Origin of the sequence: Flavisolibacter nicotianae, from assembly GCF_003628535.1 — a bacterium.
In the GTDB taxonomy this organism is placed as follows: Bacteria; Bacteroidota; Bacteroidia; order Chitinophagales; family Chitinophagaceae; genus Flavisolibacter; species Flavisolibacter nicotianae.
This window is the reverse complement of the sequence record NZ_RBCI01000004.1, coordinates 262,122-276,483: the sequence shown is the minus strand read 5'-3', so window position 1 is coordinate 276,483 and position 14,362 is coordinate 262,122. Positions and strand designations below refer to the sequence as shown.

General features: G+C 50.0%; 11 protein-coding genes. 5 read left to right on the top strand and 6 right to left on the bottom strand.

Annotated elements, in window-relative coordinates; genetic code table 11:
• Nucleotides 1-17: 17 nt before the first annotated feature.
• Nucleotides 18-1,253, top strand: coding sequence for an ABC transporter permease (locus D6024_RS12925; RefSeq protein WP_121355047.1), 1,236 nt, complete (start codon nucleotides 18-20; stop codon nucleotides 1,251-1,253).
• Here D6024_RS12925 and D6024_RS12920 read toward each other — a convergent pair.
• Nucleotides 1,250-1,960, bottom strand: coding sequence for a TrmH family RNA methyltransferase (locus D6024_RS12920; protein ID WP_121355046.1), 711 nt, complete (start codon nucleotides 1,958-1,960; stop codon nucleotides 1,250-1,252). The genes D6024_RS12925 and D6024_RS12920 overlap by 4 nt on opposite strands.
• Before the next feature lie 16 nt (nucleotides 1,961-1,976).
• Here D6024_RS12920 and D6024_RS12915 point away from each other — a divergent pair, with 16 nt between their 5' ends.
• Nucleotides 1,977-4,361, top strand: coding sequence for a BamA/TamA family outer membrane protein (locus D6024_RS12915; RefSeq protein WP_121355045.1), 2,385 nt, complete (start codon nucleotides 1,977-1,979; stop codon nucleotides 4,359-4,361).
• Nucleotides 4,362-4,440: 79 nt separating this feature from the next.
• On the opposite strand, the gene truB is transcribed toward D6024_RS12915, so the two are convergent.
• Both truB and D6024_RS12905 read right to left on the bottom strand, forming a co-directional pair.
• Nucleotides 4,441-5,145, bottom strand: coding sequence for a tRNA pseudouridine(55) synthase TruB (truB, locus tag D6024_RS12910; RefSeq protein WP_240410025.1), 705 nt, complete (start codon nucleotides 5,143-5,145; stop codon nucleotides 4,441-4,443).
• A 296-nt stretch (nucleotides 5,146-5,441) separates the two neighbouring features.
• A complete protein-coding gene (locus D6024_RS12905) occupies nucleotides 5,442-5,843 on the bottom strand; it encodes a hypothetical protein (protein WP_162944740.1) in 402 nt (133 codons plus the stop codon).
• A 233-nt stretch (nucleotides 5,844-6,076) separates the two neighbouring features.
• Between D6024_RS12905 and abc-f the strand changes: the two genes are divergently transcribed.
• The 3 genes from abc-f (at nucleotide 6,077) to D6024_RS12890 (ending at nucleotide 9,619) form a co-directional block, all read left to right on the top strand.
• Nucleotides 6,077-7,666, top strand: a complete 1,590-nt coding sequence (gene abc-f / locus D6024_RS12900; protein ID WP_240410024.1) for a ribosomal protection-like ABC-F family protein — start codon at nucleotides 6,077-6,079, stop codon at nucleotides 7,664-7,666.
• A gap of 117 nt (nucleotides 7,667-7,783) precedes the next feature.
• On the top strand, nucleotides 7,784-8,587 hold the full coding sequence (locus D6024_RS12895; RefSeq protein ID WP_205573276.1) for an alpha/beta fold hydrolase: 804 nt from the start codon (nucleotides 7,784-7,786) through the stop codon (nucleotides 8,585-8,587).
• Nucleotides 8,588-8,791: 204 nt separating this feature from the next.
• A complete protein-coding gene (locus D6024_RS12890; RefSeq protein ID WP_121355041.1) occupies nucleotides 8,792-9,619 on the top strand; it encodes a hypothetical protein in 828 nt (275 codons plus the stop codon).
• Between the two features lie 49 nt (nucleotides 9,620-9,668).
• Here D6024_RS12890 and D6024_RS12885 read toward each other — a convergent pair whose 3' ends face one another.
• From D6024_RS12885 to D6024_RS12875, 3 genes are all read right to left on the bottom strand, one after another.
• A complete protein-coding gene (locus D6024_RS12885; RefSeq protein ID WP_121355040.1) occupies nucleotides 9,669-10,997 on the bottom strand; it encodes a TolC family protein in 1,329 nt (442 codons plus the stop codon).
• Nucleotides 10,994-11,683: an ABC transporter ATP-binding protein gene (locus D6024_RS12880; RefSeq protein ID WP_121355039.1), complete on the bottom strand. Its 690-nt coding sequence runs from the start codon at nucleotides 11,681-11,683 to the stop codon at nucleotides 10,994-10,996. Before D6024_RS12880 ends, D6024_RS12885 begins: the two co-directional genes overlap by 4 nt.
• A 215-nt stretch (nucleotides 11,684-11,898) precedes the next feature.
• Complete coding sequence (locus D6024_RS12875; protein WP_121355038.1) at nucleotides 11,899-14,283, bottom strand: ABC transporter permease; 2,385 nt, start codon at nucleotides 14,281-14,283, stop codon at nucleotides 11,899-11,901.
• Between the last annotated feature and the right edge of the window lie 79 nt (nucleotides 14,284-14,362).

Below are 14,362 nucleotides of genomic sequence, written 5' to 3'. Positions count from 1 at the left end.
AATGATTTAATCAGATTGTGAATATTTCCTCTTTCATAGCGCAGCGCATCGCTTTTAACCAGCAAAAATCCTTTTCCCGGTTCATCATCCGCCTATCCATCCTGGCTACGGCTATCAGTGTTGCCGTTATGATCATAACGCTTTCGTTTGTCAACGGTTTCCAGGACACGGTCAGCCAAAAAGTCTTTTCGTTTTGGGGCCATGTGCGGATTTCTTACCTGCAGCCCGGACGGGCCTCGATCGCGGAAGAACAACCCATTACGGCCAACGATTCCCTGATACGCAGTGTTCATTCCCTGCCCCAGATCCGCTCTGTGCACCCGTTTGCGACGAAGTATGCCATCCTGAAAACCACCGATGCAATGGAAGGTGTGCTGCTGAAAGGACTTGACAGCACCTATGACTTCAGCCACCTGCAGCCGTTTTTGAAGGAAGGAAGATGGATCCGTTACAACGACAGCTCGTACACAAGGGAGATCGTGATCTCTACGTACACGGCCAGCCAGCTCAATTTAAAACTCAACGACCGAATCCTGATCTATTTCGTGCGGCCCGACGGTTCGCTCCGCCCGGACAAGCTCACGGTGGTGGGCCTGTATAAAACCAGCATCGAGGAGTACGACCGCACGTTTGCCATCGGCGATCTGAAACTGATCCGCCGCCTGAACGGCTGGAGTGAAAACGAGATTGGCGGGTATGAAATCTTTTTGAAAGACTACAGGCAAATGAACGGCGTGAGCGAAGCGATTCACGACAACGACATGTTTCCGCCCGAACTGGAAGTGAAAACGGCAAGGGAACTTTACCCGAATATCTTCGACTGGCTCGATGTGCAGGATACCAACCAGGCCATTCTCATCTCCATTATGGTTGTCATCGCGGCCATCAACCTGATTACCTGCCTGATCATCCTCGTATTGGAACGACTTCGCATGATCGGGATATTGAAAGCCGTTGGCGCTTCCAACTGGACGGTGCAAAAGATTTTTCTTCACCAATCGGGCATCATCACGCTGACGGGTATCGTCATCGGGACTGTCTTTGCCCTGGCCCTGCTTTTCCTCCAGATCAAAACCGGCTTTGTGCGGTTAAAGGAAGAAGCCTACTTTATGGAAACAGCAGCTGTACACATTGTGTGGTGGCAGGTGCTGGCGGTGATCGGTGGAACACTTTTGCTTTCGCTGCTCATTCTTTTTATTCCTTCGCTCCTGGTGCGTAAGATCCAGCCCATTAAAGCCATCCATTTCCGTTAGGGCAGCAGGTGCGAAAGGAGGATACCGGTGGCAACAGCCGCATTCAGTGACTCTGCTTCTCCCCTTTTGGGAATCGTTACCGGCTCGGTGGCCCGCGCCAGAAACTCCTTGCGAATGCCTTTCGACTCGTTGCCGATAACGAGTATGCCCGTTTCGGTTTTGGGAAAGCTGTGGAGGTTTTTTCCCTTCAGCGTGGCCGCATAAACGGGCACCGATTGCCGTTGCAACCAGTTCTCTTCCCTGTCGTAAAAAACATTGACCCTGGCAATGCTTGCCATCGTTGCCTGCACCACTTTCGGGTTGAAACGGTCTGCGCATCCGGGGCTGCAAACAACATCCTTTACATCAAACCAGTCGGCAATGCGGATGATGGTACCAAAGTTCCCCGGATCCTGGATGGTATCCAGGTAAAGGGTGAAACCACCCGTTTGTGGCTCCCGGCTTTCCGTCTGCCGCAACACGGCCAGTACTTTGTTCGGTGTTTTCAGGGTGGAAATCCGTTCCAGTTCTACATCCGAAATCACTTCCACCCCTTTCCGGCCTGCTGCCCATTCCTCCACCGCGTAGACGCCCTGCACCAGTTGCGGCACCACCTGCAACAATTCTTCCACCACCTTGGGTCCTTCGGCAACGAACAAGCCCGTTTCGTCGCGGTACTTTTTCAGGCCTAAACTTTGAATATCTTTGAGCACCTTTTTACTGAGCATAGACGAGAGCAACTTTATGATTCAAAGAAAAACGTTTCTTCCTTTTTTCTCTTTCTTATTTTTTTTGCTCCTTCTGTGTACCGGCTGCTTTACAGTGACCGTTAAGAATTACCCGCAGCGAACACCCTTTGTTTTCCAGACCAACGTCCATGTAAAAGGAGATTTCGGTGCCGACGAACGCAAAGAACTGGAGGCGCAACTGTCGCAACAGCTCGATGACAGCATCCGCGTTCGGGCCGTGAGCAAAGCCATTGGCTGGGATAATGGACCAAAGTTTTTTTACGAAGTACAGAACCGCCCCACACCATTCGACAGCCTTTCTGCCAGCCAGACCGTGGGCTTTATGCATACGTTGCTGAACACCCTTGGCTATTTCCGGGACAGCATCAACTTCACCACGAAGATCAAATCGCGGAACGACAGCAACCAGCTTCGCACCTATATTGATTTTTACGTTTACCCCGGCGCGGTGACCAGGCTGGATTCAATTGCCTACCGCCTGAATAACGATACTGCCGGCCTGTCTGTTCTGCAGCAGCAAAATCTCGATACCCTGCAAAAGGTCACAGACGAAGTGAAATCAACGGCCACCATCAAAAAAGGCGATCCCTTTGCCCGTTATAAACTGGCCACAGAGCGGGACCGCCTTGCCGACGTGTACCGCAACAACGGCTACCTGCGTTTTTCGGAAGAAGAGTTGTTGATCGTTTGGGATACAGTTGGCATCGAACTGCTTCGCCCGACTGTTGACCCTATCGAACAAGCGGCTCTCCTACAGCGGCTGGCAGAGCGCAGGGCGCATCCTGTTGCCGACGTGGAGTTCCGGCTGCGGGCAAACCCCGACTCTACCCGCATTACTCGTTATCATGTTGGCCGGGTGACTGTATACCCGGAATATAACACGGACACGGTCCGTAATTTTCGGTTCACCGACACCGTGGACGGATTCGTGATCAGGTACAACGACCGCCTGTTCAAATCGCGAATTTTCCCGGATTATATTTTTCTCAATCCCGGCGCTTTGTACCGGCAAAGCGATTACCTCAAAACACAAAACAAGTTCAATGCGCTCAGCGCCTGGCGGGTGGTGGCTATCGACCAGCAACCCCGCGCCGGGCAGGATACGGCCGACTTCAGCATTCGCCTGACCCCTGCCCGCAAATACGCCTTCAACACAAATTTTGAGGTCAGCCGCAACCAAGGAAACATTTCCATTGCGCAGGGAAACCTGATTGGACTTGGATTGACCCTGGGTGTACAAAACCGGAACTTTCTGCACGGTGCCAACTTAGCCATTACCAATTTCCGCTTTGGCACGGAACTGAATGCAACCTTCAGGGACCTGATTCAAACGAGGCAGATCACGCTGAGCAATACCGTTCAGATTCCCCGCCTGGTGCCGAGCTTCATGCGCCGTTTCAACAAGGCCAAGGAGAACACGGTTACATCCGTATTTGCCCTCAACGGCGGACTCACACAACGACGCGATTATTTTGACCTGACCACGCTGAACACATCGTGGGGTTACCAGTTTGGCTGGCGCAACAAATTGCTCGGGATCCGTTTTCCCAATATCGAATACAATTACCTGATCCGGCTCGACTCGCTGGAAGAACTGATCAGGAAAAACGCCTCCTACAAATACATTTTTAATACGGGTTTGATCATTTCCACGTTGTGGAATTACAGCATCGCCGGCGGCAAGGGCAATGTGACCAACCTGACCAGCGTGAGTGCGGAATTATCGGGTTTGCCGGGTTTATTCAAAACCAAAATTTTCGGAACAAACCTTTATCGTTTTTTCAAGGTGGATGCCGAGTTCCGGCAAACGCACAAGTTGTTCCGGAATGCGTTTGCATGGCGTGTGTTTGCGGGTGCAGGCTATTCGATGCCTTCATCGTCAGATGACAGCATCAACCGCTTCTTACCTTTTTTCCGGGAATATTTTGCCGGTGGTCCCAACAGCATGCGGGCCTGGAGTGTACGCAAACTGGGACCCGGTTCGGCCATCCGGCCCTTTGGCCGTACCGATGCACCCGACCGCTTTGGCGACATCCGCCTCGAGGCCAATGCCGAGTACCGAATCTTCCTGACCAATTACAAGGGGATTGGAATCAACACGGCCCTTTTCACTGATGTCGGCAACGTGTGGTTCCTGCGCAAAAACGACGATTTTCCGGACGGCGAATTCCCAAATTCTTTTGCGAAACTCTGGAAAGACCTGGCCATTGGAGCTGGGACAGGCCTGCGAATTGACTTTGGCTTTTTGAAAGTACGGGTAGACTATGCGTACAAAGTGAAAAACCCTACACCGGAACTGGCAGCGGCGCAAAACAAATGGTTTTATGGTTGGCAACTGCTGAACGGCCAGGTGCAATTGGGGATTGACTATCCGTTCTAAAATTCAGGTGGTAATCAGCAATCAGCTATTGAACTCGGTTGATGTATTGTTTGCCTGCCAATTGCCGATTGAGTATTGCCTACTGTTTCCCTTCCTTTATCTCCAGTTCCAATTGTTCAATAGTAATGGAGTCCTCCAAACGAAAATTGCCGATGCGGGTGCGGCACAGGCTGCTCAGGTAACCGCCGCAGCCAAGTTGTGCGCCGTAGTCGTTGGCCAGGCTGCGGATGTAGGTGCCCGTGGAACAAACCACTTTGAAATGAACCACCGGCAGTTCGATTTTAGTGATGCTGAATTCGGAGATGGTCACTGGCCGCGGATCAAGCTTCACCTCCTCGCCTCGCCTGGCCAGTTCGTACACACGCTTTCCTTCCTTCTTGATAGCCGAATGGATCGGTGGCACCTGCAGGATGGCGCCGGTGAATGGTTCAGTTGCTTTTAGCAGTTCTTCCGGCGTAAAGCGATCGGCCGGCTTGAAATCCTGCGGCTCGCTTTCCAGGTCGTAAGTTGGCGTAATGGCGCCGAGAGTGATGGTGCCGGTGTACTCTTTTTCCTGCGCCATGTATTCGTTGATCTTCTTGGTGAATTTGCCGGTACAGACGATCAGGAGACCGGTTGCCAGCGGGTCAAGCGTGCCCGCATGACCGACCTTTTTGGTCCGGGTAAGGTTGCGGATTTTGCGAACGGCATCGAAAGATGTCCAGCGGAGCGGCTTGTTGACCAGGAGCACTCTTCCTTCTTCAAAACTGTTTAGTTGCTGCATGCGGCGCAAAGATAACTCCATGCGGTTTGCGGGTGGTGTTAGGTTTTTTTAAAAGATAGCAAAACCAGGAAAATACCGTTGCGATTTGCATGTTTTTAGAACTGCGGTTACCAGGCCAACAAGTGTTTTTGGAAGCACCAAAAGGGTGTCAGGCGGCCTTGCATTGCTCATAAAACCCGGCAAGTTACGTGGCTATTTGCGTTCGTTGCGTAGTTGAATTTTCACTGATATGACTGTTCGCTTACAGAAAAATCGTTTCACCTTGCAACAAAAAGCCCTTCATTTCTGAAAGGCTTTTGTATATCACTTTGTGTGTTTTATTTGATGCTATAATCTATCAGGTCGGAAGAAGTTTGAATAATCGGAACTCCCATCATGTTCAAATCCGACCTTACCTTAATTATCCCGACTCCTTTTGCGATAAAATAGTTGTAATTGCCCATATCCATTGGGCTACCCAAGAGATCATACGCTAGATCGAGACGGGTTTGGATCACGTTACTATAGGTTTTGCCGGCTACAGTCATGGTCAGATTTTTCGCAACGATCGTGGTTTTTATCAGGGCTGCAAAGCCATTGCCGTTACAGGCATTGTATTCCCAGTGATAACCTACCGAAGCCGTATCATTGAGATAATGAAACAGCAGGTCGTATGAACCGCCGCTCGGACTCACACCTTTAGCAGTCAGGTAATAATTTGGATGTGGGGAGGCTGCCAAGGAAGTATCGCTTTGTGTGTTCATTACAGTAACAAGAGCCGTATACAGGACCCCTTTCATTTCTTCAAAACCAGTGGATTTTTAACTGTGGCGACTATATGAACGAAGAAAATATTTTGTAGTTTCGCGAGCTTTAATTCCAAAGACGAACATGTAAAAAATAATTTCTTTCCGCAGGTAAAAGTGGCCGACTGTATTCCAGTGGCCAGTTTCGTTACACTTTAAAGAAAGAAATGATGCTTCGTTTACAAAACATCTCCTACACACATCCTAACAAAGATTTACTTTTTGACAGCATTGATTTGACAGTAAACAAACACGACAAAATAGCCCTGATCGGCAACAACGGCGCGGGTAAGTCAACTTTACTGAAAATCATTGCGGGCCAGTGTCAACCGTCGGCTGGAAACATGACTGTTCTGGCGCAACCGTATGATGTACCGCAACATTTCGGGCAATACAATGACCTCACAGTTGGACAGGCATTGCAGGTAGAGCGCAAACTCACTGCGCTTCGGGAGATCGAAAACGGGAATGCAACGGAAGAAAATTATGCGCTGCTCGACGATGACTGGACAATCGAAGAGCGCTGCCATCAGGCCTTGCGCAATTGGCAACTTACGGATCTGGATTTACAGCAAAAAATGGGAACGCTGAGCGGCGGGCAAAAAACAAAACTGTTTCTTGCGGGTATTTCGATTCACCAGCCTGAATTGATTTTATTAGACGAGCCGAGCAACCATTTGGATTATCTGAGCCGGCAGGTTTTGTACGATCTTCTTCAATCCACCCCGAGCACGTTAATTGTTGTTAGCCACGACCGGAAACTTGTCAATCTTTTTGGAAAAGTTTGCGAGTTGAGTAAGCATGGAATTGCTGTTTACGGTGGCAATTATGAATTTTACCTCCAACAAAAACAAGCAGAGAATCTTGCATTGAACCAGAACATTCAAAGCAAGGAAAAAACGTTGCGGAAAGCCAGGGAAAAGGAAAGGCAAACAATCGAACGGCAACAAAAACTGGACAGCCGGGGAAAAAGCAAACAGGAAAAGGCCGGCGTTGCCCGGATTATGATGAACACCCTGCGCAACAATGCGGAAAACAGCACGGCAAAAATGAAAACCGTTCATGCCGAAAAAATTGACGGTATCTCGCAGGATTTGCAGGAGCTGCGTGCTGCCTTACCCGATATTGCGAAAATGAAATTTGGTTTCGATGATTCCGCCCTTCACAGGGGCAAAATCCTGGTTACGGCAACGAACCTCAATTTCCGGTATGGCACGCAGCCGCTTTGGCCGGACAGCCTGAATTTCCAAATTACAAGCGGTGAACGCATTGTCCTGAAAGGTGCAAACGGTTCTGGTAAAACGACCCTGGTCAAACTGATTCTGGGAAATTTGGAAAACCACATTGGGACGATATACAGGGCGGACAGTCAATCCGTTTACGTCGACCAGGATTATTCACTCATCGACAAGCGTCTGAAGATGTATGAACAGGTTCAGAAATTCAACGCATCTGCGTTGCAGGAACACGAAGTGAAAAACCGGCTCAGTCGTTTTTTGTTTACGAAAGATGACTGGGATAAACCCTGCTCGGCGCTGAGTGGCGGCGAAAGAATGCGTCTGCTTCTTTGCTGCCTGACGGTTTACCAACAATCACCCGACCTCATTATCTTAGACGAGCCAACGAACAACCTGGACATTCAAAATATTGAGATACTAACAGCGGCCATCAACGAGTACCGGGGAACACTGCTTGTTGTTTCGCACGACGAACGCTTTTTGGAGGAAGTACATATCGACCGAACAATCCAGCTCTGACGATGCAATCGAAAATATTTTTGGTTTGGCAAAAAGCGGTGAACCTGCAAAACGAGGTCGGTATACGGCAGTTCGCTTTTGTTATTGAACAGCGATTTTGAAACCCAGCAAAGGGATATGAGCACTAATTTTTCGCAAATGACAGACAGTTATTCCATCAAAAGCGGTTATTCAAACGTGAACGGACTGGACATGTATTACGAAATTCACGGGCAGGGCAAACCACTGTTGCTGATCCATGGCGGTGGTTCTACCATCGAAACCAGTTTTGGCAGGATCATCCCCTTGCTTGCTAAAAACAGGCAGGTAATTGGTGTGGAATTGCAGGCCCACGGGCATACGGCCGATCGTGATACACCCCTGACCTTTAAGCAGGATGCCGACGATGTCGCCGCGCTTTTGCAAAACCTCGAGATCGCAAAAGCTGATATTTTGGGATTCAGCAATGGCGGCCACACCGCTATTGAACTGGCAATCCGGCACCCGAAAATGATCAATAAACTCATTTTGGCCTCCACATTTTACAAACGGGAAGCGGTGGTCCCGCAGTTTTGGGAAGGTTTTGAAAGGGCCACCCTGGAAAGTATGCCGACTGTTTTGGCCGAAGGCTATTTAAAGGCCAATCCGGACGAAGCCGGGCTTCTCAATATGTTTAACAGGGATGTTCAGCGAATGAAAGATTTCACCGGCTGGACGGACGAACAACTACAATCGATCCAGGCACAAACGCTTGTGATCAATGGCAGTAAAGACGTTGGCAGTCCCGAACATGCTGTGGCCATGTACCGCCTGCTTCCCAACTGTGAACTGGCGATATTCCCGGGTGGACACGGGGCTTATCTCGGTACGATAGAAACGCTTGAAAGTGGGAAGTGGTCTTCGTTCAATGCGACCTGCCTGATTGACGAGTTCCTGGGATGAAAAGAGGGTTTTTGAAAAGTAGACAAATCGTTAACCTATGCACGAGGACATTTCTCCTGCCAATTGCCGGAACGGGTTAGAAGCCAGTCTTGACAATCAGTCAAATTACTTCTTGTAGAAGCTTTGTCAAGGAAAAGCTGCCGTTGGTAAAGTGTGCCGGCAACAAAGGGGAAATTGGCTGAACTTACCTGAAAAACCGTAAAAATGACTTCGCTCCTACTGGCCATTCTGTTGGCGGTTTGCCCGGTTAGTGAAAAAGAACGGAGGTTCACCGGCAGCACGCCGGCAGCCCCGCTGGTTCGTTCTTTCCTGGGAATCTCCATGGCTGATTCAATCGACTTTATCCGCTGGAAGCTGGTACTCGAAGATAGCCGCTACCGTCTTTCGTGCCGCTACGGTATTGGCCAGCCCAATACCAATGGCTTTATCAACGGTGGCGCAAAAATCGACCTCGCCGGGACCTGTACAAAAAAAGGAGCCCGGTATGAACTAACAAATGGTTCCAACGCACTCACGCTTGTTGATCTGAACGGCGACTTGCTTCACCTGCTCGATACCGACAAAACCTTGCTCGTGGGAAACGGCGGCTGGAGCTACACACTCAATCGTACCGACCCTTCCGGTCATCCGTATACCGGCCAACCAGCGTCACCATTTGCATTTACAGATTCTGTGGTCTTTGTTGGACGTACGCCCTGCGGTATTCCGGGGCTCGCAAGAAACTATACAACCTGTTATAAGTTGAAATGGAAGTTAACGCTGTATGCCGGCGGCAAATCAAGGCTGTCTGGCCGCTACAAGGTATTGGGCACAGCCTGGCGGCAGCAAGGCAGCAAAACAGGTACCTGGCAACAAATGGGAACAACAAACGGAAACACCGTTTACCGGTTGAACGATGAAAACGGCAAGCTGTTTCTTTCCATGCTGCAGCCTGATGAAAACATTCTTTTGTTTACCGATGCTCAGGGCAGGCTCCTGGTCGGCGATGAAGACTTCAGCTATACGCTCAACAAAGTGCATGGAAAGAAATAGGTTTTCCTTCCGTGACACGCAGTTATTCAAAACATTCCGGGGGAGTCGCTTATCGTACCAGTTTCGCATTCTGGTAATAATCCAGAATCTTTTTCCGCAGCACGAAATCGTATTTGGCTGCGATCAGGTTGATGTTGGCCCTGTCCAGGTTATTTTTTGCAATGACATAATCGACAGATGTGCCCACACCGGCAGTAAAGCGGGCCTCGGCAGCCTTAAAGGAAGTCTGGTACGCCTCTACCTGGCTTAACAGGGTTTTGTAGCGATCGTAGGCATTGGTCATATTCAGGTGGGCCTGTTCGATCTGCTGGCGCAATTGCAGCTTGGTGTTTTCCTCCGTCAGCTCGTTGTTGCGCACCGCAATGTCGGCCAAGCGGATGTTATTCCGTGACCGCATCGAGTTGAAGATCGGGATTCGCACACCCAGGTTCAGACTGTAAAACACGTTGTTCCTGATCTGGTCGTTATAAGGAATTTTGCCGGTCGAATTCTGCGCGACGCTGGAGTAGTTGGTTTGCATGCTTCCGCCCAGCGTAACGGTAGGAAACAGGCGGCTCCGGGCGGCTTTCAGGGCGTATTCGGAACTTTTTGTGCGTAGCTCCACTGACTTCACCAGCGAAAATTGTTGCAGGGCCGTTTGGTAAATGTCGGAACTGCTCACACTGTACGCTGTCAAAAACTCGTCGGCATTCATGCGTTCCAGGGTCATGCCTTTATCGTAGGGTACATTCATCAGCTGCGCCAGTGAAAGCTTGGCGGTCTCCAGGTTGTTGCGCATGTTCAGGATTGACAGTTCATCATTCATCAATTGTCCCTTGACATCCGTGACCTGCGAGGGACTGATGGCGCCTTGCTTGTCTAAAATGGTTAGTCGTTCGAGTTGTTTGTCACTAACGGTTTTTTGCGCAAGCGAAGACGATAGAAGGTCTTCGTTATTCAACACCTGCAGGTAAGCCAGGATCACGTTGAGCGTCAGATTATCTTTTGCCTGCTGCAATTCCATGCGGGAAGCGTCGTAGGCAAGTGTGTATTGCCTGACCTGGTTGTGCAGGTTCAAGCCGTTAAACAATACCACGCCGGAACTGGCGCCATAGCTGGCGTAGTTGATCGACTGGTTGACATAGCCGTTGGTAAACGGATCGATGCTTCTACCGGTATTGATCCCGTGATCCAGGGTCGCGTTCAGGTCAGGCAAAAGATTGGCCCTCGCTTGTTTCATGTTCACATCGGCGGCTTCGGCCAAAAGCCCGCTTTGCTGTACACCGATATTTTTGGCCAATGCAGTGTCGATGCATTGCTGCAAGGTGTAGTGTGGCTGTGCAAGTCCGCTTGCCTGCAAGAGCAGGAACAGGCTTCCTAAAAATGCAATGCGTTTCATAAACTGATGTTCTCTTTTATGTGTTGCTGAATGCGACCGTCCAGCAAATCAATTTTCCGGCTGCCGTATTCGGCGTTTTTCTCCGAGTGGGTTACCTGGATGATGGTGATGCCTTCTTCTTCGTTTAGCTGCTTGAACAATTGCATGATCTCCTCACCCTGCTTCGAGTTGAGGTTGCCGGTAGGTTCATCGGCCAGCAGCAAACGAGGCTTTGCAATCAGGGCCCGGGCAATACCCACCAGTTGCTGCTGCCCGCCCGAAAGCTGCGACGGAAACAGGTCTTTCTTGCCCACAATGTTGAATCGGTCGAGCATGTCTCCCACCATCGCTTTGCGTTCGGACGATTTGACGTTCTGGTACAGCAGCGGTGTTTCAATGTTTTCGTACACGTTCAGTTCATCGATCAGGTGGTAAGCCTGGAAGATGAATCCGATGTTTTTCTTGTACAGGTCCTGGCGGTGCTTTTCTTTCATGTCGTACACCGACTGGCCAAAGAAATCATAGCGTCCTTCGTTGGGAAGGTCCAGCATGCCGATGATGTTCAGCAGTGTAGACTTGCCCGAACCCGAGGGTCCCATGATGGAGAGAAACTCGCCTTCCTGGATATTCAGGTTGATGTCTTTCAGCACAAAATTTGGCTTGCCGCCGATGTTGTACCATTTGGAGATATGCTGTAGTGCGATCATAATTTCAGTCTGGTATTGATTGTTATGTGAAATGCGTACCAATTTTTTTCCTTCTGAAAATCAGGTAATTAGATAAGTAACTTTATACGACAGTGTTCGTTTTCGATACACCAAATGTACGAATTTGGGATAGCCAGGTGGAGGGTGAATGACGAATGGTCGGCGGTGAATAGCGAGTTTCCCAATCGACCATTCACCACTACCTTTTGACAAGACTATTGTGTCCGTAGATTCTTTACCGGGTTGGCCAGCGCGGTTTTGATGGCCTGCAGGCTGATGGTAAAAAAAGCAATGAGGATCGTCACCACACCGGCGCCGGCAAACACCCACCAGTGCAGGTCCACTTTGTAGCTAAAGCTATCCAGCCATTTGCTGGCGGTGAAAAACGCAAGCGGTGCCGCAATCAGCAAGGCAAGGATCACGAGGAGCAAAAAATCTTTTGCCACCAGGGCCAAAATATCTGCCAGCGTTGCTCCCAGCACCTTGCGGATGCCGATTTCCTTGGTGCGCTGCACCATGGTGAAAGCCGTCAGGGCAAACAAGCCCAGACAGGCCAGCAGGATGGCCAGCGAAGAAAAACCGGTAAACACACCAGCCGTGCGTTGTTCGGCCTTGTACAACTCGGCATACTCCTCATCCAGGAAGTGGTATTCAAACGGACGATGGCTGATCCGTTCTTTCCACGTCTTCTCCAGGTTTTGAAGGGTAGCTGAAACGTTGCTGCCCGAGAGCTTGACAAAGAGGGAACTCGCTATCCGCTTGTCGTAAAAAATCAGCAGCGGGTTGATCGGCTCGTGCATCGAGCGGAAATGAAAATCTTTCACCACGGCTTTGATCACGCCATCATTCCCCTTGGTGATGGTTTTGCCGATAGCTTCTTCCGGTGTCCATCCCAGTTGCTTCAGCGCCGATTCGTTTACCATGAACGAATATCGAAGATTGTTTCCGCCGTTGGATGTGTCAAACTGCAGCACATCCGTCTGGCTGTAATCCTCACCGGCAATGATCTTCAGGCCAAGCGTCCTGGTAAAGTCCTCGTCCACGGGCAGGGCATTAACGGTGATCTTTTTCCCGTCTTTGGTGGTGATGCCGTCACTCCAGTCGATGTGCGTGGGTGCTTCATAAGCGCCACCAACAGAAACCACGCCAAGGCTGGTGGCCAGTGCTTTTTTGAGTTCGTCGTAATGCTCCGAGATTGTCCTGTCCACCGGGAGTACCACTACCTGCTCTTTGTTGTAGCCAAGGTCTTTGTTCCGGATAAACGAAAGTTGTTGCAGGATAATAATGGTGGCAATGATGAGAAAGATGGAGATGACAAATTGAAAAACGATCAGCGATTTGCGCAACGTGGCCGAACCGGTGAACGCAAAACCACCTTTTAGGGTGGAGATCAGCCTGGAACCGGAAAGAACCAGTGCCGGGTAAGCACCAGCCGCAAAGGCAATGACAACGGCAGCCAGCAGTAAAACAATCAGTGTTACAGGCCCAAACAATATGTCGGTATCAAACTCCTTCCCGGCAAGGCGGTTGAAGGCAGGCAGAAACAACGCCGATAGCAACAGGGCCAGCACAACAGCCAGCAAAGTCAGTAAAAATGATTCAATGATGAATTGCCTGAATACCTGCCCCCTGCCCGCCCCCATTACCTTTCGCATACTGATCTCCGCACTGCGCCTGGCCGATTGTGCCGTACTCAGGTTGGTGTAATTGACACAGGCGATGAGAAGAATTAATACGGCGACAGCGGCCATGATGTAGATGTAAAGGATATTGTTGTTTGGCTCAAAGCCGTCCAGTTCCGAATGCAGGTGCACACGGGTCAGCGGCTCCAGGTGGTAGGCCATGTACTGCGGCCCGGTCAGTTGCATCTCGTTTTTCGCGATGTTGCGGATGTAGGCATCAATCTTATTCTGCAAAACCGGGACGCTTTTTTCATCCTGCAACAAAAGGTAGGTCACGTAGTTTGCTTCGTTCCACTTTTCTTCTTTTGCTGCACCCAGCGACGAAAAGGTTCCCACAAAATCAAACCGGATCTGCGAAGCCGCCGGTGCGTCTTTCGCCACGCCGGTAACCACGAAATCCTTTGTGCCACCCACGTTCACGGTTTTACCCACGGGGTCTTCATTGCCGAAATATTTTTTTGCGGCAGACGCCGTGATCACCACTTTGTCGGGCCCTGCCAGCACAGTTTTCGGATCGCCCTTCAGCAGCGGGAAAGAGAACAGGGAAAAGAAAGCCGAATCCGCATAGAGAAAGGCTTTTTCATCAAACATCGCGTTCTCGTACCGCACCACTCTCGGGTATTTCAGCAACCGGACATAGGCCTCTACCTCTGGAAAGTGCCGCTGAAAATCGGGGCCCACCCTCGTGCCGGTGGTTGCAGTTTTATTTTCGGCATCACCAAAATTGTACTGCCAGGTCACCCGTGCAATGCGGTCGGCATTTTTGTGAAAACGGTCGAAGCTTAGCTCGTGCCAGATGTAAAGGCCAATCAGCAGGCAGCTGGCAATACCGATGGACAAACCAAAGATGTTGACCAGCGCATACAGTTTGTTTTTTTGCAAATGACGGAGGGCAATCTTGAAATAGTTACGCAGCATGTTTATTGAATAATGAATTGCGTACCAAATTTATACAAGTTGAAAATCAGTAAAATAGATAGTATACAATGTACGATAG

Bases quoted from the DNA above. Each gene is read 5' to 3' on its own strand.
- D6024_RS12920 (WP_121355046.1), bottom strand. From the start codon at position 1,960: ATGCTCAGTAAAAAGGTGCTCAAAGATATTCAAAGTTTAGGCCTGAAA.
- D6024_RS12915 (WP_121355045.1), top strand. From the start codon at position 1,977: ATGATTCAAAGAAAAACGTTTCTTCCTTTTTTCTCTTTCTTATTTTTT.
- truB (WP_240410025.1), bottom strand. From the start codon at position 5,145: ATGGAGTTATCTTTGCGCCGCATGCAGCAACTAAACAGTTTTGAAGAA.
- abc-f (WP_240410024.1), top strand. From the start codon at position 6,077: ATGATGCTTCGTTTACAAAACATCTCCTACACACATCCTAACAAAGAT.
- D6024_RS12895 (WP_205573276.1), top strand. From the start codon at position 7,784: ATGAGCACTAATTTTTCGCAAATGACAGACAGTTATTCCATCAAAAGC.
- D6024_RS12890 (WP_121355041.1), top strand. From the start codon at position 8,792: ATGACTTCGCTCCTACTGGCCATTCTGTTGGCGGTTTGCCCGGTTAGT.
- D6024_RS12885 (WP_121355040.1), bottom strand. From the start codon at position 10,997: ATGAAACGCATTGCATTTTTAGGAAGCCTGTTCCTGCTCTTGCAGGCA.
- D6024_RS12880 (WP_121355039.1), bottom strand. From the start codon at position 11,683: ATGATCGCACTACAGCATATCTCCAAATGGTACAACATCGGCGGCAAG.
- D6024_RS12875 (WP_121355038.1), bottom strand. From the start codon at position 14,283: ATGCTGCGTAACTATTTCAAGATTGCCCTCCGTCATTTGCAAAAAAAC.